Source organism: Staphylococcus sp. GDX8P54P (assembly GCF_017893165.1).
Classification (GTDB): Bacteria; Bacillota; Bacilli; order Staphylococcales; family Staphylococcaceae; genus Staphylococcus; species Staphylococcus borealis.
Window position 1 is genome coordinate 19,236 of the sequence record NZ_JAESMM010000002.1, and the last position, 19,778, is coordinate 39,013.

Sequence of the window (19,778 nt, forward strand, 5' to 3'; positions counted from 1 at the left end):
TTATAGGGAATGTTATAGAATAAGGAATAATTGATATGCACAATTCTATTCAGTTGATAGATATCATTATAAATGAAACACAATGGAGGTCACATCGTATGAAATGTATTGTGGGTCTTGGAAATATAGGTAAGCGATTTGAGTTAACAAGACACAATATCGGATTTGAAGTCATCGATTTTATTTTAGAGAAACACCATTTCTCATTAGATAAACAAAAATTTAAAGGTGCTTATACTATTGAACGTCTAAATGGCGAAAAGGTCCTATTTATTGAACCAATGACGATGATGAATCTTTCAGGTGAGGCAGTTGGGCCATTAATGGATTATTACAATGTTGAAGTGGAAGATTTAATTGTCTTATATGATGATTTAGATTTATCTCAAGGTCAAATCCGATTGCGCCAAAAAGGTAGCGCTGGAGGACACAATGGTATGAAGTCTATAATTAAACATTTAGGTACAGATCAATTTAAACGTATTCGTATTGGTGTAGGGAGACCAACAAACGGTATGTCAGTACCTGATTATGTATTACAGAAATTCTCAAAAGAAGAAATGATCATTATGGATAAAGTAATCGAACATTCAGCACATGCAGTAGAAGCATTTATTGAAAGTTCACGCTTTGATCATGTAATGAATCAATATAACGGAGAAGTCAATTGAGACCTATTATTTCAGAGTATATTCAAAATGATAAACGTTTCCAAGAACTTGATGACGTCTTCGGCCAACAGAATATACTTGTCACTGGCCTTTCTCCCTCAGCAAAAGCAACGATTATTGCTGAAAAGTATTTAAAAGATCAAAAACAAATGTTGTTAATTACAAACAACTTATATCAAGCAGATAAATTAGAAACTGATATTTTACAATATGTCGATCATTCTGAAGTGTATAAATATCCTGTACAAGATATTATGACTGAAGAATTCTCAACGCAAAGCCCTCAACTTATGAGTGAACGTGTACGTACACTAACTGCATTAGCTCATAATAAGAAAGGGTTATTTATCGTTCCTTTAAATGGATTGAAAAAATGGCTTACACCATTTGATTTATGGAAAGATCATCAACTCACGCTCAAAGTAGGCGAAGATATCGACGTTGATGAATTCTTAAACAAATTAGTGAATATGGGGTATCGTCGTGAAAGTGTCGTATCACACATTGGTGAGTTCTCATTACGTGGCGGTATTATCGACATTTATCCACTCATAGGTCAACCTGTTCGAATCGAATTGTTTGATACTGAAGTTGATTCCATTCGCGACTTTGATGTTGAAACGCAACGTTCAAATGACAATATTGAAGAAGTTGCGATTACGACGGCAAGTGATTACATTATTACAGATGAGGTCATTCAACACTTACAAACTGAATTAAAGGCGGCATATGAAACAACACGCCCAAAAATTGATAAATCTGTCCGTAATGATTTGAAAGAGACTTACGAAAGTTTCAAATTGTTTGAAACGACGTTCTTTGATCATCAATTATTACGTCGTTTGGTGGCATTTATGTATGACCAGCCTTCAACACTAATTGACTATTTTGCAGAAGATGCCATCATTGTAACGGATGAATATAACCGTATTAAAGAAACTGAAAAGACATTAACAACTGAAGTGGACGACTTTATTCAGAACTTAATAGAAAGTGGAAATGGTTTTATGGGGCAATCATTTATGCAATATGATGGTTTTGAATCATTGCTAAAAGATTATCCAGTAACCTATTTCACTTTATTTACATCGACAATGCCTGTTCAGTTGCAACATATTATTAAATTTTCATGTAAACCAGTGCAACAATTCTACGGGCAATATGATATCATGCGTTCAGAATTCCAACGTTATGTGCATAATGACTACAACATTGTAGTGTTAGTAGAAACGGAAACGAAAGTTGAACGTATCCAATCAATGTTGAACGAGATGCATATACCGACTGTTACAAATGTTCATAATGACATTAAATCTGGACAAGTCATTGTTACAGAAGGCAGTCTATCAGAAGGCTTCGAATTACCCTATATGCAACTCGTTGTCATAACTGAGCGCGAATTGTTCAAGACTAAGCAAAAGAAACAACGTAAAAGCACTAAGACGCTATCAAATGCTGAAAAAATCAAGTCATATCAAGACCTTAATGTCGGTGACTATGTTGTACATGTGCATCATGGGGTAGGTCGTTACTTAGGTGTTGAAACACTAGAAGTTGGCGATGTTCACCGAGATTATATTAAATTACAATATAAAGGCACAGACCAACTGTTTGTACCAGTTGATCAAATGGACCAAGTGCAAAAATATGTTGCTTCCGAAGATAAATCCCCTAAACTAAACAAACTTGGTGGTTCAGAATGGAAGAAAACAAAGGCTAAAGTTCAACAAAGTGTTGAAGATATTGCGGATGAATTAATCGCATTGTATAAAGAACGTGAAATGTCAGTAGGATACCAATACGGTGAAGATACTGCTGAGCAAAGTGCGTTTGAAATGGACTTCCCATACGAATTGACGCCAGACCAAGCGAAGTCGATTGACGAAATCAAAGGTGATATGGAACGCGAGCGTCCAATGGATCGCCTATTATGCGGTGACGTAGGATATGGTAAGACAGAAGTTGCTGTTCGAGCTGCTTTCAAAGCAGTGATGGAAGGTAAACAGGTTGCATTTCTTGTTCCTACAACGATTTTAGCGCAACAACACTATGAAACATTAATTGAACGAATGCAAGATTTTCCGGTGCAAATTGAATTGATTAGTCGATTCCGTTCAACTAAAGAGGTCAAAGAAACAAAAGAAGGACTTAAATCAGGATATGTGGATATTGTAGTTGGAACACATAAATTGTTAGGCAAAGATATTCATTATAAAGACTTGGGCTTATTAATAGTCGATGAAGAACAACGCTTTGGTGTACGTCATAAAGAACGTATTAAGACAATGAAGACCAATGTTGATGTGTTAACTTTAACTGCAACACCAATCCCAAGAACACTGCATATGAGTATGCTTGGTGTACGTGATTTATCAGTCATTGAAACACCTCCAGAGAATCGTTTTCCTGTACAAACTTATGTGTTAGAACAAAACAGTAATTTTATAAAAGAAGCTTTAGAACGTGAATTATCGCGTGACGGACAAGTATTCTATTTATATAACAGAGTGCAATCAATTTATGAAAAGCGTGAACAATTACAGATGTTAATGCCGGATGCTAATATTGCTGTTGCACATGGTCAGATGACAGAACGCGATCTTGAAGAAACAATGCTCAGTTTCATCAATGGCGAATTTGATATTTTAGTGACTACAACCATTATTGAAACAGGTGTGGATGTACCTAATGCGAACACGTTAATCATTGAAGAAGCGGATCGCTTTGGTTTAAGTCAATTGTATCAATTACGTGGTCGTGTAGGACGCTCAAGTCGTATCGGCTATGCCTACTTCTTACACGCCGCAAATAAAGTGTTAACTGAAACAGCAGAAGAAAGATTACAAGCGATTAAAGAATTTACTGAACTAGGTTCAGGGTTCAAAATTGCGATGCGTGATTTAAATATTCGTGGTGCCGGAAACTTACTTGGTAAACAACAACATGGCTTTATCGACTCTGTCGGATTCGACTTGTATTCACAAATGTTAGAAGAAGCGGTTAACGAAAAACGTGGCATCAAAGAAGAAGAACCAAATGCACCAGAAGTAGAAATGGAATTAAACTTAGACGCTTATTTACCAGCAGAATATATTCAAAACGAGCAAGCTAAAATTGAAATTTATAAAAAACTACGCAAAGTTGAAACGGAAGAACAATTATTTGATATTAAAGATGAGTTAATCGATCGCTTCAATGATTACCCAGTAGAAGTTGAACGTTTGCTTGAAATGGTAGAAATTAAAATACATGCACTACATGCTGGTGTAACTTTAATTAAGGATAAAGGTAAGCAAATTGAAGTGTCTTTATCAGCGAAAGCAACAGAACAAATCAATGGTGAAGTATTGTTTAAACAAACACAACCTTTAGGACGTGCAATGAAACTTGGTGTTAAAGAGAACCGTATGCATGTCACGCTTACGAAATCTAAGCAATGGTTAGATAACTTGAAATTCCTTGTGAAATGTCTTGAAGGAAGTATGGCTATTGAAGATGAAGATTAAGAAGATGTCAGAGTCTAAATCGACACAATCGTTGTCATCTGAATCTACGAATTCTAGACACACAGCATTTAATGGTGTTGTGATTCTAACCCTTGCGCTCGTCACCGTCAAAGTATTAAGTGCAATTTACCGAGTACCTTATCAAAATGTACTCGGTGATACGGGTTTATATGCGTATCAACAAGTTTATCCCATTGTGGCACTAGGTATGATTTTATCTATGAATGCTATTCCGAGTGCGGTTACACAAACGTTTGGTATTAGTGGACAAGCTGCTTCGTTCTCCAAAGTATTATTACGATTCCAAATGATTGGAATCATGATATTTATACTGCTCTTATTATTAGCGAATCCAGTGGCTGTGTTAATGGGAGATTCAAGACTTGCGCCAATGTTAAGAATGGCAAGCTTAAGTTATCTATTCATCGGCATACTAGGCGTGTGTCGTGGCTATTATCAAAGTCAAAGACGAATGAACATACCTGCTATTTCCCAGGTAATTGAACAAATGATTCGTGTTGGATTTATTATTGTAGCGATTGTTTTATTTATGATAAGAGATTGGTCCATATATCAAGCGGGGACGATTGCGATTTTAGCTTCTGCACTTGGATTCTTAGGTTCAAGCCTCTTTTTAATAGTGATGAAACCTTTCGCCTTCAAAATGCAGAACATATCGGTGGATATACCTTGGAAAGACTTACTTATGGCTACGCTTGTCTTTGCATTGAGTCAGTTATTGGTTATATTATGGCAATTTGTAGATAGTTTTACCATTGTTCATACGTTACAATCACATGGTTTGCATTTTAAAGAAGCAATCATGCAAAAAGGAATATATGATCGTGGTGCTTCATTTATACAAATGGGGTTAATTGTTACAACCACATTTAGCTTTGTGCTCATACCATTATTGACTGAGGCGATTGAACAACAAAATCAAGTAAAAATGAATCGTTATGCTAACGCATCGCTTAAGATTACGATTCTAATTAGTTCAGCAGCAGGTATAGGATTAATTAATTTATTGCCTATGATGAATGCGGTCTTCTTTAAGACGAATAGCCTAAGTTTCACACTTGGATTCTATATGTTAACTGTTATATGTGTGTCACTCATTATGATGGATATTGCATTGCTACAAGTACTTAATTGTATTCGCCCGATATTGATTGGAGTAATGGTTGGCTTAATTGTGAAAGCTATACTGAACGTGCTGTTGATTTCGCAGTATGGTATTGCCGGCGCTAGTATAAGTACGGTTATGTCACTCGCTTGCTTTGTAGTCATATTGCATAGAGAAGTGCTTAAACAGTATCGCTTTAATCGAATGAAACCTTTCATTTTGAAAATGATTACTGCATTAGCCGTCATGACAATCGTTATTCAAATCATTATGGAATTGTTACCTGTAGTAGGACGTATCGGTGGACTTATAATGTTAGTTATTGTAGCAATCCTAGGCGTTGCCGTATTATTGCTACTCGTGATGTACATGAATATTTTAAGCTATAGAGAATTAAAACATTTGCCATTTGGCGATAAGCTTTATCATATTAAGAAAGGACGACATTAATGACACATACAATTACAATTGTTGGTTTAGGTAACTACGGTTTAGATGAATTGCCACTTGGTATATATCGTTTCTTAATACAACAACCGCTTGTTTATACACGTACACTTGAACATCCTGTAATCAATCAATTACAAGATGAACTCAAATTTGAAAGCTTTGATACAGTTTATGAAGCAAACGAAGATTTCGATTCGGTTTATCAACAAATCGTCGACTTTTTAATAGAAAAAGCACAAGCACAAGACGTGGTCTATGCCGTGCCTGGACATCCGCGAGTAGCTGAAACGACGACAGCCAAGTTGCTTGATTATCACGCACATCATCAAGACGTAGACGTTAAAATGCTAGGTGGTAAAAGTTTTATTGATGATATCTTTGCAGCAATCGATCAAGATCCTAATGATGGTTTTACTTTATTGGATGGAACTGCTTTAACAGAACATTTACTCAATGTACGTACGCATACACTTATTACGCAAGTATACAGTGCTATGATTGCAGCAGATATTAAAATCACTTTAATGGAACATTATCCAGATGACTTCTTAGTAAAAATCGTGACTGGTGCGCACAGTACAGGGGCTAATGTACTGGAGGTGCCACTATTTGAGCTTGATCATCATGAGGATGCTTTTAATAATTTAACGAGTGTATATGTACCGAAAGTGACAAATGATGAAGCACTGTATCAGAATTTTGACTATGCAGTAGAAGTGATAGATCGCTTAGTAGATGATGAAATAGGTTGCCCATGGGATCGTGTTCAAACACATGACTCTCTTAAACGTTATTTATTAGAAGAGAGCTTCGAATTGTTTGAAGCGATAGATAATGAAGATGATTGGCACATGATAGAAGAATTAGGTGACATCTTACTGCAAGTGCTCTTGCATGCTAGTATTGGTAAAAAAGAAGGTTATATGGACATCACAGAAATTATTGAGAGTCTCAGTGCTAAGATGATTCGTCGTCATCCACACATTTTCGGTGATGAAAATGCAGAATCCATAGAAGATTTAAATGACATTTGGCAGACAGCTAAGAGTAAAGAAGGTAAATCACCACGCGTTAAATTTGAGAAAGTATTTGCAGACCACTTCATGGCATTGTATGATAAAACCAAAAATAGGGATTTTGATGAAGAAACCCTTAGAAACTATTTGCAACAAGGGGAGAAAGATTCATGAGATTAGATAAATATTTAAAAGTATCACGACTCGTTAAGCGTCGTACTTTGGCGAAAGAAATAAGTGACCAAGGTCGTATTACTGTAAATGGTAATGTAGCCAAAGCTGGGACAGATGTTAAAGTAGAAGATGAACTGGTTATTCGTTTCGGACAAAAGCTGGTTACAGTTAAAGTAACGGGTTTAAGTGAACATGCTTCTAAAGAAAACGCTAAAGGTATGTATGATTTAATTAAAGAAGAACGAATTAATCAAAATCAATTTGAAGAAGAATAGACTGAAGGAGGTGACAAGCAATGAGTAAAAAGGTAGAAAACATAGGAAACCAGTATACCTCCGAAAAAAACCGAAAGAAACAACGACAACAGAAAAAAATGCGAGTTGTTAGACGACGAGTGACCGTATTCGGTGGGATACTATTAGCGATCATTATTATTCTATCCATCATGCTTGTCGTCCAAAAACAAAGCAATGATAAAGCTGCAGTTGAGCGAAAGCATAAAGAGGAACAATTTCAAAAAAAACAAGATGAGGAAATCGCATTAAAAGAAGAGCTCAGTAATTTAAATAATAAGGACTACATTGAGAAGGTAGCAAGAGATGATTATTACTTGAGTAATAAAGGTGAAGTTATTTTTAAATTGCCTAATAACGATGATGATTCTAAATCAAAATCCTCAAATGACAACTGATAATATAAAAGATAATCGTTTTTCTTAAAGAAGAATGAATTATCTGGTTTTATAGCATTGTGAAAATATTAAAACAGGAATATAATAAGGTTAAAATCGAATCAAAATCGGGAGGATTTATTTAGAATATGTCAATCGAAGTAGGAAACAAGCTAAAAGGTAAAGTTACTGGTATCAAAAAATTTGGTGCATTCGTAGAATTACCTGAAGGAAAAAGTGGCTTAGTTCATATCAGTGAAGTGGCTGATAACTATGTTGAGAATGTTGAAGATCACCTATCAGTTGGAGACGAAGTTGAAGTTAAAGTCTTATCTATTGCAGATGACGGTAAAATTAGCCTTTCAATTAAAAAAGCCAAAGATCGTCCTCGTAGACCACAACATAAATCAAATCACAATAGACCACCACAACAAAAAGGTGAAGATTTCGAAAAGAAATTAAGCAATTTCTTGAAAGATAGTGAAGATAAATTAACATCTATTAAACGACAAACAGAATCAAGACGTGGCGGTAAAGGTTCAAGACGCTAATTTAAATATATTATTTATATGATTATAGGTAATAGCAAGGATGACATCATTATAGGTGACATTCACTACGAACATACATGGTTGTTGTCCTGTCGAATGGCCCTTTATTTATATATATGATGTGTTATTTTTGCGGGGTGGAACTTAAAATTCAACAATGAATTTTAGTTCCACTCTTTTTTTGATGAGCGCATTACAGCACTGTATTACGTAATGTTCTAGGGATTAAGGAGGTCTGAATGTTGAAAGTTAATACGTCGCTATGGAACAATACAGATCATATTGTGATTGCAGTTTCGACAGGTATAGATAGTATGTCGCTGTTGCATCATTTACTTACACAATTATCACATACGTATAAACAATTGACTTGTCTACATGTTAATCACGGCTTGCGAGAGGCATCGCATAAGGAAGAAGCATTTATAGAAGCGTTTTGTAAACAACACGCCATCCCTTGTTATGTGAAACGATTGAATTTAACTGATATCGTAGCACAGGGTAAGAGTATACAAGCTGATGCGCGTTATCTGCGTTATGAGTGGTTTGATGAAATGATGAAGCAATTAAAGGCAGACGTATTGCTTACAGCACATCATTTAGATGATCAACTTGAAACCATTTTTTATCGACTGTTTACAGGGCGTTCTACGCGAAGTACTTTAGGAATAGACGTTCAATCGAAACGTCGTCACTATACAATAAGTCGCCCATTACTGGAAGTTTCAAAAGATGACATACGCGACTATCAGCATAAATATCAAGTTCCCTATTACGAGGATAGTTCAAATAGTGATAATAAATATGTTAGAAATGATATTCGTAATCGGTTATTACCAGCGATTAACCAAAATTCAGAGCTTGATAGCACGCATTTACTAAAGCTAAAACGTTGGCACGACATCCAATTACGTGAAAGTCGAAAAAAAGCCGATGCTTTTATTGAACATGACATCTCGATCAATAATAATACAACACAGATTCAGTGTGCACGACATGCATTTAATCAACTAGATGACATTACTAAAATGGTGTTATTAGATCAACTATTCAAACACCTTCAATTGGATAAGTCATTTTCAGAGAAACAATACCATGAATGGTTTGCTCAAATTGATAGTGAAATCGCACAATTTGAGATATCCCTTACTGAAAAATGGATAATTCAAATGGCATATGATAAATTTATTATATTGGCTAAAAATGAGCCGTCATTATTAGATAATCAAATTGTGAATCAAGCAAATACATATCGTTTCGGATCCTATCATATCGTTATTCATCCGACGATACCCCATGACCAATTACCGTTATTGATACGAACACGTCGCAATGGAGATAAAGTCGAATTGAATGGACAACAAGGCCATAAAAAAGTAGGGCGTTTGTTTATAGATTATAAAATTCCAAATGATGCGCGCATGCAAATGCCAGTAATTGAAAATCAACACCATCAAATTATTGCTGTAGGTAATTTATATATTGCTCAAGCATATAATCAACATATCGAAATCAAAAAAATTGGAGATGAATGATTAATGAAAGATGATTTAAAGGAAATTTTATTAACTGAAGAAGATATTCAAGATATTTGTAAAGATTTAGGTGAACAGTTAACGAGAGATTACAAAGATAAACCACTTGTCTGCGTTGGTATTTTAAAAGGTTCTGTTATGTTTATGGCCGACTTAATTAAACGTATTGATACACATTTAGCAATTGATTTTATGGATGTTTCAAGCTACCATGGTGGGACTGAATCAACAGGAGAAGTCCAAATATTAAAAGATTTGGGTTCATCTATTGAAAATAAAGATGTTCTCATTATTGAAGATATTTTAGAAACAGGTACGACATTGAAATCCATTACTGAATTATTACAATCTCGTAAAGTTAACTCACTTGAAATTGTTACTTTATTAGATAAACCAAATCGACGTAAAGCTGATATTGAAGCGAAATATGTCGGCAAGAAAATTCCTGATGAATTTGTTGTAGGGTATGGTTTAGATTATGCTGAACATTATAGAAATTTACCGTATATCGGGACATTAAAACCAGAAATTTATAACAAGTAAGTGACATTTATTTAGTTGTTAATATAATTAAATCGTGTTTAAGATATAATAACTATACTTAAGTGTAGAATTAGTGTAGACTCATTTTATATGCTTAAACCTGACTTAAAAAAACAAATCATTTTTAGGGAATTTAGGTTTTAAAAAGTTTGATAACACAAGGATTTTGAAAAGTATTACAAAAGTTGAAATGCTAGCCTTTAAGAGAAGTATTGTGTTACAATTTTTGTTAGCTTTATTATAGAAATAGGAGGAAATGACGCATGCAAAAAGCTTTTCGCAATGTGCTTGTTATCGCAATTATTGGCGTTATTATATTCGGCGTATTTTCTTACATAAATGGGAACGGTAATACTCCGAAACAACTTTCCTATTCACAGTTTGTAGAGAAATTGGATAAGGGTGACTTGAAAACCTTAGAAATCCAACCTGAACAAAATGTGTACTTGGTAAGTGGTAAAACAAAAAATGATGAAGATTATGCTTCAACAATCTTATACAATAACGAAAAAGACTTACAAAAAATTACAGATGAAGCCAAAAGCCAAAAAGGACTAGATTTTAAAGTTAAAGAAGAAGAGAAACAAAGCGTCTTCGTAAGTATGTTGACGACATTAATTCCTGTATTGATTATTGCTTTCTTATTTATTTTCTTCCTTAGCCAAGCACAAGGTGGCGGCGGTGGCGGTCGTATGATGAACTTTGGTAAATCTAAAGCTAAAATGTACGATAACCAAAAACGTCGTGTACGATTCTCAGATGTTGCTGGTGCAGATGAAGAAAAGCAAGAGTTAATTGAAATTGTAGATTTCTTAAAAGATAATAAGAAATTTAAACAAATGGGTTCAAGAATACCTAAAGGTGTATTACTTGTCGGCCCTCCAGGTACAGGTAAAACATTATTAGCGCGTGCCGTAGCTGGTGAAGCTGGTGCACCATTCTTCTCAATCAGTGGTTCAGACTTCGTTGAGATGTTTGTGGGTGTCGGTGCAAGCCGTGTACGTGACCTATTCGAAAATGCGAAAAAGAATGCGCCATGTATCATCTTTATCGATGAAATAGATGCAGTTGGACGTCAACGTGGTGCAGGTGTTGGTGGCGGTCATGATGAACGTGAACAAACACTTAACCAATTACTAGTTGAAATGGATGGTTTCGGTGAAAATGAAGGTATTATCATGATTGCTGCAACTAACCGTCCTGATATCTTAGACCCAGCGTTATTACGTCCTGGTCGTTTTGATAGACAAATTCAAGTTGGTCGTCCAGATGTTAAAGGTCGTGAAGCTATACTTCACGTACATGCTAAAAATAAACCACTTGATGAAACAGTTGACTTAAAAGCCATTTCACAAAGAACGCCTGGTTTCTCAGGTGCAGATTTAGAGAACTTATTAAATGAAGCGTCTTTAATTGCTGCGCGTGAAGGTAAAAATAAAATTGATATGCGTGATATCGAAGAAGCTACAGACCGAGTTATCGCTGGACCAGCTAAAAAATCACGTGTTATTTCTGACAAAGAACGTAATATTGTAGCTCATCATGAGGCAGGTCATACGGTCATTGGTATGGTGCTTGATGAAGCGGAAGTTGTGCATAAAGTAACGATTGTTCCTCGTGGACAAGCTGGTGGTTATGCAATGATGTTACCAAAACAAGATCGCTTCTTAATGACAGAACCTGAATTATTAGATAAAATTTGTGGTTTATTAGGTGGTCGTGTATCAGAAGATATTAACTTCCATGAAGTATCAACCGGTGCATCAAATGACTTCGAAAGAGCAACGCAAATTGCACGTTCTATGGTTACTGAATATGGTATGAGTGAAAAACTTGGACCATTACAATTCTCATCTAGCGGTGGTGGACAAGTCTTCTTAGGTAAAGATATGCAAGGTGAACCTAATTATTCTGGTCAAATCGCTTATGAAATTGATAAAGAAGTTCAACGTATTATTAAAGAACAATATGAACGTTGTAAACAAATCTTATTAGAACATGAAAAAGAACTTAAACTTATCGCTAAAACATTGTTAACAGAAGAAACATTAGTAGCAGAACAAATCCGTTCATTATTCTATGATGGTGTATTACCAGAAGTAGATTACGATGCTGCGCGCGTTGTTAAAGATGAAGATTCTGACTTTAGCGAAGGTAAATATGGTAAATCTTACGATGATATTCGCGAAGAACAACTAGAAGAAGGAAAAGAAGATATGCGAGAAGATCGTAAAGAGGATAACGATATTAATCGTGAACGTAGACATCGTCAAAGAGATGGTAGAGATAATCATGCAGGACATGATCAACTACGTGACGGTTCAAACGGAGATACGGATCAACATCGTGGCCATTCCAGTGATGAAGACGAAACAGGTTATGAACAATCTCCTAATATTGACAAACCATATAATCCGAATGATCCAAACAACCCTAACAATCGATAAGGTTTAGCTGGATTGTTATCTCCTTTGAGTAGGGCAATACGCCTTAATCGAAGGAGATTTTTTTAATATAAAAGGATAGTTAAAATAACAATAATAATGTTGAAAGCAAGTTACTTCATATTCTTATTGAACAAGTGTAGAATAAGTATCCTTAAAGGAAAATATTAGAAGTAAATGAATGATTCAAGTATAAATAATAGCAATATAAAAATAGATGTATTAGAGGAGTATACAAAGATGACACATGATTATATCGTTAAATCATTAGCGTTTGATGGAGAAATACGTGCATATGCTGCACTCACAACTGAATCAGTGCAAGAGGCGCAAACACGTCACTATACTTGGCCGACAGCATCAGCTGCAATGGGCAGAACAATGACTGCAACTTTATTAATGGGTTCAATGTTGAAAGGCGATCAAAAATTAACTGTAACAGTTGATGGTAAAGGTCCTATCGGCAGAATCATTGCAGATGCAGATGCAGAAGGAAATGTACGTGCTTATGTTGATAAACCACAAACACATTTCCCTTTAAATGGACAAGGTAAATTAGATGTAAGAAGAGCGGTAGGCACAGACGGTTCAATTCAAGTAGTCAAAGACGTTGGTATGAAAGATTATTTCTCTGGTGCAAGCCCAATTGTATCAGGTGAATTGGGAGAAGATTTCACATACTATTTTGCGACAAGTGAACAAACACCTTCTTCAGTAGGATTAGGCGTGTTAGTAAATCCAGACAATTCTATTAAAGCCGCTGGAGGATTCATTATTCAAGTGATGCCTGGCGCGCAAGATGAAACAGTTACTAAATTAGAAAATGCTATTAGTAATATGCAACCTGTATCTAAATTAATTGAACAAGGCTTGACGCCAGAAGGTATTTTAAATGAGATACTTGGAGAAGACAATGTTCAAATTTTAGAGACTATGCCTGCACAGTTTGAATGTAATTGTAGCCATGAGAAGTTTCTAAATGCGATTAAAGGTTTAGGTGAAGCTGAAGTTCAAGATATGATTAAAGAAGATCATGGTGCTGAAGCAGTTTGTCACTTCTGTGGTAACAAATACAGTTATTCAGAAGCAGAACTAGAAGAATTATTAGCTTCAATGCAGGCATAATTGTATAACTGAAAAGAGAATTCAAGGCGATGAACCATCACGTGTTTATTGCCTTTTTTACAGGGAAGATAAATGAATGTGGAAGTAAAATGTAACTTTAAGTCTAAAAATGAGAGAATTATCTTTGTCTTTTTAGAAAATTCTGATAGAATATAATTATATCCGATAAAAAAACTAAGTTTTAAATATGAAAGTAAAAGGAGCGTTTTTTCAATGGCACAAAAACCAGTAGATAACATTACTCAAATTATTGGCAATACACCGGTAGTAAAATTAAGAAACGTTGTAGATGAAGATGCAGCAGATGTATACGTAAAATTAGAATACCAAAATCCAGGTGGTTCAGTAAAAGACCGTATCGCATTAGCTATGATCGAAAAAGCTGAAAAAGAAGGCAAAATTAAACCAGGTGATACAATCGTAGAACCAACAAGTGGTAACACTGGTATCGGTTTAGCTTTCGTATGTGCAGCTAAAGGTTATAAAGCAGTATTTACAATGCCTGAAACAATGAGTTCTGAACGTCGTAACTTATTAAAAGCTTATGGTGCAAAATTAGTCTTAACACCAGGTTCAGAAGCTATGAAAGGCGCTATCAAAAAAGCAAAAGAATTAAAAGAAGAACATGGTTACTTCGAACCACAACAATTCGAAAACCCAGCAAACCCTGAAATCCATGCTTTAACGACTGGCCCAGAATTAGTTGAGCAATTCGAAGGTAAACAAATTGATGCTTTCTTAGCAGGTGTAGGTACAGGTGGTACTTTATCTGGTGTAGGTAAAGTCTTAAAAGAAAAATACCCTAACGTTGAAATCGTTGCTATCGAACCTGAAGCATCACCAGTATTAAGTGGTGGTGAACCTGGACCACACAAATTACAAGGTTTAGGTGCAGGATTTGTACCAGATACTTTAGACACAAATATTTACGATAGTATTATCAAAGTTGATAACGATACAGCTATGGAAACATCACGTCGTGTTGCTAAAGAAGAAGGTATCTTAGCAGGTATTTCTTCAGGTGCTGCGATCCATGCTGCAATCCAAAAAGCAAAAGAATTAGGTAAAGGTAAAACAGTTGTAACAGTATTACCAAGTAATGGTGAACGTTACTTATCTACACCTTTATATTCATTTGATGATTAATCAATAATTAAGATTTTTAGTGGTCTAAGATATAAATAATATAATGATGCTACTTTGCAAATTCGCAGTAGCTGACAGAACTAAGATGTGCTTAAGTTAAGCTTCTCTCAGTTATAGTCATCCTTACGGGGGTGGGGCAACGAATTTAAATGAATTCTGTCCTACTCCCGTTCTTTTTTCTAAAAAACACCCCAATTAAATTCAATGAAAGCTATAGATGTTTGGATGTCGATTATAAACACTGAAATGTTTGGTAAATGAGTGTATCATTAGTATGTGAATATTAAGTCAACGTAGTTATTGTGCTACAAATCATTTTCAAAAGGACGAAGGGTGACGTGACAAAAATGACTAAAACAAAAATTATGGGCATATTAAATGTAACACCGGATTCATTCTCTGATGGTGGTAAGTACAATTCGGTAGATAAGGCAGTTGCACGTGCAAAAGAGATGGTAGAAGAGGGCGTGGATATTATAGACGTTGGAGGTATATCTACACGACCAGGTTTTACAGAAATTTCAACGGAAGAAGAGATTGAACGTGTTGTTCCTGTAGTGGAAGAACTTATAAAATTAAATGTTCAACTTTCGATTGATACATATCGTAGTGAAGTAGCAGAAGCATGTTTAAAATTAGGGGCTACAATGATTAATGACCAATGGGCAGGCTTATACGACCCTAAAATACTTGATGTTGTAGCTGCTTATGATGCTGAAATTGTATTAATGCACAATGGTGATGGACATCGTGATCAACCAGTTGTCGAAGAGATGTTGTTATCACTTATTACGCAAGCGAACAAAGCTGAAATGGCAGGTATCCCTAAGCATAAAATATGGCTAGATCCAGGAATTGGATTTGCGAAAACGCGTGAAGAAGAAAATGAAGTAATGGCACGTTTAGATGAACTAGTTGCAACAGAGTATCCTGTTTTATTGGCAACGAGTCGTAAACGTTTCATCAAAGAAATGATTGGTACCGAAACGAAGGCACTAGAACGTGATGAGGCCACAGCTGCAACAACAGCTTATGGTATAATGAAAGGCGTCAAAGCCGTGCGTGTACATAATGTTCAATTAAACGCTCGATTAGGCCAAAGTATGGATTTCTTAAAGGAGAATGACGATGAACGACACAATCTTTCTTAATGGTATGAGATTTTACGCCTATCACGGCGCATTACCTGCTGAAAATGAGATAGGTCAAATCTTTGTAGTAGATGTTACTTTGAAAGTAGACTTAGTTGAAGCGGGTCAATCTGATAAAGTGGTTGATACTGTACATTATGGTGAAGTGTTTGAAGATGTGAAAGAAATCGTTGAAGGTCCACCATGTAATTTAATCGAACATCTAGCTGAACGTATTGCAAAACGTATAAATTCACACTATAATCGTGTAATGGAAACGAAAGTCAGAATCACTAAAGAAAATCCACCTATCCCAGGTCATTATGACGGTGTAGGTATAGAAATAGTGAGGGAGAATCGTTAAATGGTACAAGCGTATTTAGGCTTAGGAAGCAATATTGGTGATAGGGAACAGCAATTACAAGAAGCTATTAAAATCATTGATAGCATAGACGGTGTCACTGTAACTCAGATTTCTCCAATATATGAGACTGCACCAGTAGGCTATACAGAGCAACCCAATTTTTTAAATTTGTGTTTAGAAATTGAAACAGAATTACAGCCCAAAGTACTACTTAAACATTGCTTAGAAACTGAACAGCGATTGCATCGCGTTAGAGACATACGTTGGGGTCCAAGAACATTAGATGTCGATATTTTATTATATGGAGATAAGGTAATAGAAGAAGATGACCTTGAAGTGCCACATCCACGTATGGGTGAACGTGCTTTTGTATTAATACCATTGAATGATATTGCATCTACACAAATTGAACCTCGTTCAAATGCACGTATCTCTGATTTAGTTAAACCAGATGATACTGTTAAGAAATATAAAGGTTAAGTATTAAGCTTTGGGTAAGTATAATAACCTTAGGCTATATTGCAGCTTTGCTATAGTAGACTAATCTGAGAAGACATTTTATCAAGTATTTCTCAACACGAAGCGCACCATTTGAAATGCGAATATAAAGAATATCATAATTTTAAAGTGATAAAGGTAACGAATTTCCATAAAAAGCGTGAAGAAATATCACTAAATAGGCTATAAGATTTCTTATAAGCATTTTAAAAATGATCCATGGAACATTTATCATAAAAAAGAAGTTTAAAGGAGAGAAAGTTATGTCAGAAGAAATGAATGACCAAATGCAGGTCCGTCGTCAAAAACTACAAGAATTAATTGATTTAGGAATCGATCCTTTTGGGAAACGTTTTGAACGTTCAGCTACTGCTAGCGAATTAAAAGCACAATGGGATGAGTTCTCTAAAGAAGCGTTACATGAAAAAGAAGACGAAAGTCACGTGTCAATTGCAGGTCGTTTAATGACTAAACGTGGTAAAGGTAAAGCTGGTTTCGCACATGTTCAAGATTTGACTGGCCAAATTCAAATTTATGTGCGTAAAGACCAAATTGGCGAAGAAGATTTCGATAATTTATGGAAAGGTGCAGACCTAGGTGATATCGTTGGTATTGAAGGTGTCATGTTCAAAACGAATACAGGTGAGCTATCAGTAAAAGCTAAAACATTTACTTTATTATCTAAAGCGCTAAGACCTTTACCTGATAAATTCCATGGTTTACAAGATATCGAACAACGTTACCGTCAACGTTATTTAGACTTGATCACTAACCAAGATAGTACACAAACGTTTATTAATCGTAGTAAAATCATTCAAGAAATGCGTAACTACTTAAATAAACAAGGTTTCTTAGAAGTTGAAACACCAATGATGCATCAAATCGCAGGTGGGGCAGCTGCACGTCCATTTGTTACACACCATAATGCATTAGACGCAACGCTATATATGCGTATTGCAATTGAATTGCACTTGAAACGTTTAATCGTTGGTGGTCTTGAGAAGGTATATGAAATAGGACGCGTATTCCGTAATGAAGGTGTATCAACACGTCATAACCCAGAATTCACTATGATTGAATTATACGAAGCTTATGCTGATTACCATGATATTATGGACTTAACAGAGTCTATGGTTAGACATATTGCTCAAGAAGTCCTTGGTTCTGCAAAAGTTCAATATAACGGAGAAGAAATTGATTTAGAGTCTGCTTGGACACGTCTTCATATTGTTGATGCTGTAAAAGAAGCAACAGGTGTAGACTTCTATCAAATTAAAACTGATGAAGAAGCTATCGCAGCAGCGAAAGAACATGGTATTGAAATTACAGATAATATGAAGTATGGCCATATTTTAAATGAATTTTTTGAACAAAAAGTGGAAGAAACATTAATTCAACCAACATTTATTTATGGACATCCAATTGAAATTTCTCCATTAGCGAAGAAAAACCCAGAAGATCCTAGATTCACGGATCGTTTCGAACTATTCATCGTAGGTAGAGAACACGCTAATGCATTTACTGAATTAAATGATCCAATTGATCAACGTGAACGTTTCGAAGCACAATTAGTTGAAAAAGCTCAAGGAAATGATGAAGCACATGAAATGGATGAAGACTACATTGAAGCATTAGAGTACGGTATGCCTCCAACAGGTGGGTTAGGTATCGGAATCGATCGCTTAGTTATGTTATTAACTGACTCTCCATCTATCAGAGACGTATTATTATTCCCTTACATGAGACAGAAATAGATCGTATTTAATATTTGAGATGGGAGTAGGACAGAAATAATATTTTCCAAAATTTATTTCGTTGTCCGGCTCCCATCTTGTTTTGTTGTAGCATTTCTTATGATATTTTCTTAGCCAGTGCCCGTCGATAAGTATGACTAGGTTTGAAAAAGTCTGAGTTGAGCCCCTTTCAAATCAGTCAGTTGCTGCCAAGATGATATATTTGACTGAGACATTTCAATTTGTCCCAGTCAATTTTTTTATTATATATATGCTAAATGAAACGAAAATGAGTTAAATAGTTAGAATAGGTAAGTATATAGGCATTGAATATTAGATGACTTAAAGTGACTTACATATTATTTGAGAAAAGGTGTTACAAAAGTAAAAAAGAGTGGAGAAATTATAATAAAATAGTTTAAAAAAGGTATGGTCATTGTACTTATGATGTGCTAACATAGTAAAAGTGTTCAAAAGAAGTCGAAGTAACAAATGATAAACTTATTAAATTAAAAAAGTTTTAAAAAACTGTTGACTTTACCTTTTGAATGTTGTAAGATATAAAAGTCGTCAAAAACGAAAGTTAATTTTGTAAAAGACTTGTAAAGATAACTTTAATAAAGTGTAAAATTAACTATTGAAAATTAAAATAATTGACATTATAATTAATTGAGTAAGTTATTGTCTGGTGACAATGGCAAGGAGGTCACACCTGTTCCCATGCCGAACACAGAAGTTAAGCTCCTTAGCGCCGATGGTAGTTGGATTTACGTTCCGCTAGAGTAGGACGTTGCCAGGCTTACATGTTGGAGAATTAGCTCAGCTGGGAGAGCATCTGCCTTACAAGCAGAGAGTCGGCGGTTCGAACCCGTCATTCTCCACCATTCTTAATTAATTTGCCGGCCTAGCTCAATTGGTAGAGCAACTGACTTGTAATCAGTAGGTTGGGGGTTCAAGTCCTCTGGCCGGCACCATCTTTGAGCCATTAGCTCAGTTGGTAGAGCATCTGACTTTTAATCAGAGGGTCAGAGGTTCGAATCCTCTATGGCTCATACGATTATTTTAATAGCCACATGCGGAAGTAGTTCAGTGGTAG

The 19,778-nt window shown here is 35.4% G+C and carries 16 protein-coding genes, 3 tRNA genes and 1 rRNA gene; all 20 read left to right on the forward strand.

The genetic code is table 11. The features are described 5' to 3' along the window. Positions 1 to 98 precede the first annotated feature (98 nt). The 20 genes from pth to KA909_RS00485 all read left to right on the forward strand — a co-directional run bounded on the left by pth (position 99) and on the right by KA909_RS00485 (position 19,734). Positions 99 to 671 (forward strand): aminoacyl-tRNA hydrolase, encoded by a 573-nt coding sequence (gene pth, locus KA909_RS00390; protein ID WP_053031322.1) that lies wholly within the window; start codon positions 99 to 101, stop codon positions 669 to 671. After that, the gene (gene mfd, locus KA909_RS00395) at positions 668 to 4,177 is read left to right on the forward strand and encodes a transcription-repair coupling factor (RefSeq protein WP_210129869.1); all 3,510 of its coding nucleotides are present in this window, start codon (positions 668 to 670) and stop codon (positions 4,175 to 4,177) included. Before pth ends, mfd begins: the two co-directional genes overlap by 4 nt. Before the next feature lie 4 nt (positions 4,178 to 4,181). Continuing rightward, positions 4,182 to 5,753 carry a polysaccharide biosynthesis protein gene (locus tag KA909_RS00400; protein ID WP_193839922.1) on the forward strand — a complete coding sequence of 524 codons (1,572 nt, stop codon included), beginning with the start codon at positions 4,182 to 4,184 and terminating at the stop codon, positions 5,751 to 5,753. Continuing rightward, entirely contained in the window at positions 5,753 to 6,943 is a 1,191-nt protein-coding gene (locus KA909_RS00405) for a MazG nucleotide pyrophosphohydrolase domain-containing protein (protein WP_075108879.1), read from the forward strand. Before KA909_RS00400 ends, KA909_RS00405 begins: the two co-directional genes overlap by 1 nt. Then, complete coding sequence (locus tag KA909_RS00410; RefSeq protein WP_037537011.1) at positions 6,940 to 7,218, forward strand: RNA-binding S4 domain-containing protein; 279 nt, start codon at positions 6,940 to 6,942, stop codon at positions 7,216 to 7,218. Before KA909_RS00405 ends, KA909_RS00410 begins: the two co-directional genes overlap by 4 nt. A 20-nt stretch (positions 7,219 to 7,238) precedes the next feature. Beyond that, a complete protein-coding gene (divIC, locus tag KA909_RS00415) occupies positions 7,239 to 7,634 on the forward strand; it encodes a cell division protein DivIC (protein WP_053031330.1) in 396 nt (131 codons plus the stop codon). Between the two features lie 128 nt (positions 7,635 to 7,762). Further along, the gene (locus tag KA909_RS00420) at positions 7,763 to 8,164 is read left to right on the forward strand and encodes a S1 domain-containing RNA-binding protein (protein ID WP_053017953.1); all 402 of its coding nucleotides are present in this window, start codon (positions 7,763 to 7,765) and stop codon (positions 8,162 to 8,164) included. Positions 8,165 to 8,406: 242 nt separating this feature from the next. Continuing rightward, positions 8,407 to 9,699: a tRNA lysidine(34) synthetase TilS gene (gene tilS, locus KA909_RS00425; protein WP_398577049.1), complete on the forward strand. Its 1,293-nt coding sequence runs from the start codon at positions 8,407 to 8,409 to the stop codon at positions 9,697 to 9,699. Between the two features lie 3 nt (positions 9,700 to 9,702). Next, the gene (gene hpt, locus KA909_RS00430; RefSeq protein WP_053031336.1) at positions 9,703 to 10,242 is read left to right on the forward strand and encodes a hypoxanthine phosphoribosyltransferase; all 540 of its coding nucleotides are present in this window, start codon (positions 9,703 to 9,705) and stop codon (positions 10,240 to 10,242) included. Between the two features lie 263 nt (positions 10,243 to 10,505). Next, a complete protein-coding gene (ftsH, locus tag KA909_RS00435) occupies positions 10,506 to 12,689 on the forward strand; it encodes an ATP-dependent zinc metalloprotease FtsH (protein WP_053031338.1) in 2,184 nt (727 codons plus the stop codon). A 237-nt stretch (positions 12,690 to 12,926) separates the two neighbouring features. Next, positions 12,927 to 13,811 (forward strand): Hsp33 family molecular chaperone HslO, encoded by an 885-nt coding sequence (gene hslO / locus KA909_RS00440; protein ID WP_075108882.1) that lies wholly within the window; start codon positions 12,927 to 12,929, stop codon positions 13,809 to 13,811. A gap of 213 nt (positions 13,812 to 14,024) precedes the next feature. Further along, positions 14,025 to 14,957 carry a cysteine synthase A gene (gene cysK, locus KA909_RS00445; protein WP_053031342.1) on the forward strand — a complete coding sequence of 311 codons (933 nt, stop codon included), beginning with the start codon at positions 14,025 to 14,027 and terminating at the stop codon, positions 14,955 to 14,957. A 347-nt stretch (positions 14,958 to 15,304) separates the two neighbouring features. Then, positions 15,305 to 16,108, forward strand: a complete 804-nt coding sequence (folP, locus tag KA909_RS00450; RefSeq protein WP_053031345.1) for a dihydropteroate synthase — start codon at positions 15,305 to 15,307, stop codon at positions 16,106 to 16,108. Next, complete coding sequence (folB, locus tag KA909_RS00455) at positions 16,086 to 16,451, forward strand: dihydroneopterin aldolase (RefSeq protein ID WP_193839740.1); 366 nt, start codon at positions 16,086 to 16,088, stop codon at positions 16,449 to 16,451. The genes folP and folB overlap by 23 nt, the downstream gene beginning before the upstream one ends. After that, positions 16,452 to 16,931, forward strand: coding sequence for a 2-amino-4-hydroxy-6-hydroxymethyldihydropteridine diphosphokinase (folK, locus tag KA909_RS00460; protein WP_070854585.1), 480 nt, complete (start codon positions 16,452 to 16,454; stop codon positions 16,929 to 16,931). It begins immediately after the preceding gene. 281 nt (positions 16,932 to 17,212) lie between these two features. Further along, positions 17,213 to 18,703 (forward strand): lysine--tRNA ligase, encoded by a 1,491-nt coding sequence (gene lysS, locus KA909_RS00465; RefSeq protein WP_070854586.1) that lies wholly within the window; start codon positions 17,213 to 17,215, stop codon positions 18,701 to 18,703. Positions 18,704 to 19,366: 663 nt separating this feature from the next. Beyond that, positions 19,367 to 19,481: ribosomal RNA gene (gene rrf, locus KA909_RS00470) — 5S ribosomal RNA — on the forward strand. Positions 19,482 to 19,490: 9 nt separating this feature from the next. Next, positions 19,491 to 19,566: transfer RNA gene (locus tag KA909_RS00475), tRNA-Val, on the forward strand. A gap of 14 nt (positions 19,567 to 19,580) precedes the next feature. Continuing rightward, a tRNA-Thr gene (locus tag KA909_RS00480) sits at positions 19,581 to 19,656 on the forward strand. Positions 19,657 to 19,661: 5 nt separating this feature from the next. After that, a tRNA-Lys gene (locus KA909_RS00485) sits at positions 19,662 to 19,734 on the forward strand. The last annotated feature ends 44 nt before the right edge of the window (positions 19,735 to 19,778 follow it).

Coding starts and splice junctions, on each gene's coding strand:
- cysK (WP_053031342.1), top strand. CDS start 14,025: ATGGCACAAAAACCAGTAGATAACATTACTCAAATTATTGGCAATACA.
- pth (WP_053031322.1), top strand. CDS start 99: ATGAAATGTATTGTGGGTCTTGGAAATATAGGTAAGCGATTTGAGTTA.
- folP (WP_053031345.1), top strand. CDS start 15,305: ATGACTAAAACAAAAATTATGGGCATATTAAATGTAACACCGGATTCA.
- KA909_RS00410 (WP_037537011.1), top strand. CDS start 6,940: ATGAGATTAGATAAATATTTAAAAGTATCACGACTCGTTAAGCGTCGT.
- KA909_RS00405 (WP_075108879.1), top strand. CDS start 5,753: ATGACACATACAATTACAATTGTTGGTTTAGGTAACTACGGTTTAGAT.
- folB (WP_193839740.1), top strand. CDS start 16,086: ATGAACGACACAATCTTTCTTAATGGTATGAGATTTTACGCCTATCAC.
- KA909_RS00400 (WP_193839922.1), top strand. CDS start 4,182: ATGTCAGAGTCTAAATCGACACAATCGTTGTCATCTGAATCTACGAAT.
- divIC (WP_053031330.1), top strand. CDS start 7,239: ATGAGTAAAAAGGTAGAAAACATAGGAAACCAGTATACCTCCGAAAAA.
- KA909_RS00420 (WP_053017953.1), top strand. CDS start 7,763: ATGTCAATCGAAGTAGGAAACAAGCTAAAAGGTAAAGTTACTGGTATC.
- ftsH (WP_053031338.1), top strand. CDS start 10,506: ATGCAAAAAGCTTTTCGCAATGTGCTTGTTATCGCAATTATTGGCGTT.
- hslO (WP_075108882.1), top strand. CDS start 12,927: ATGACACATGATTATATCGTTAAATCATTAGCGTTTGATGGAGAAATA.
- lysS (WP_070854586.1), top strand. CDS start 17,213: ATGTCAGAAGAAATGAATGACCAAATGCAGGTCCGTCGTCAAAAACTA.
- hpt (WP_053031336.1), top strand. CDS start 9,703: ATGAAAGATGATTTAAAGGAAATTTTATTAACTGAAGAAGATATTCAA.
- folK (WP_070854585.1), top strand. CDS start 16,452: ATGGTACAAGCGTATTTAGGCTTAGGAAGCAATATTGGTGATAGGGAA.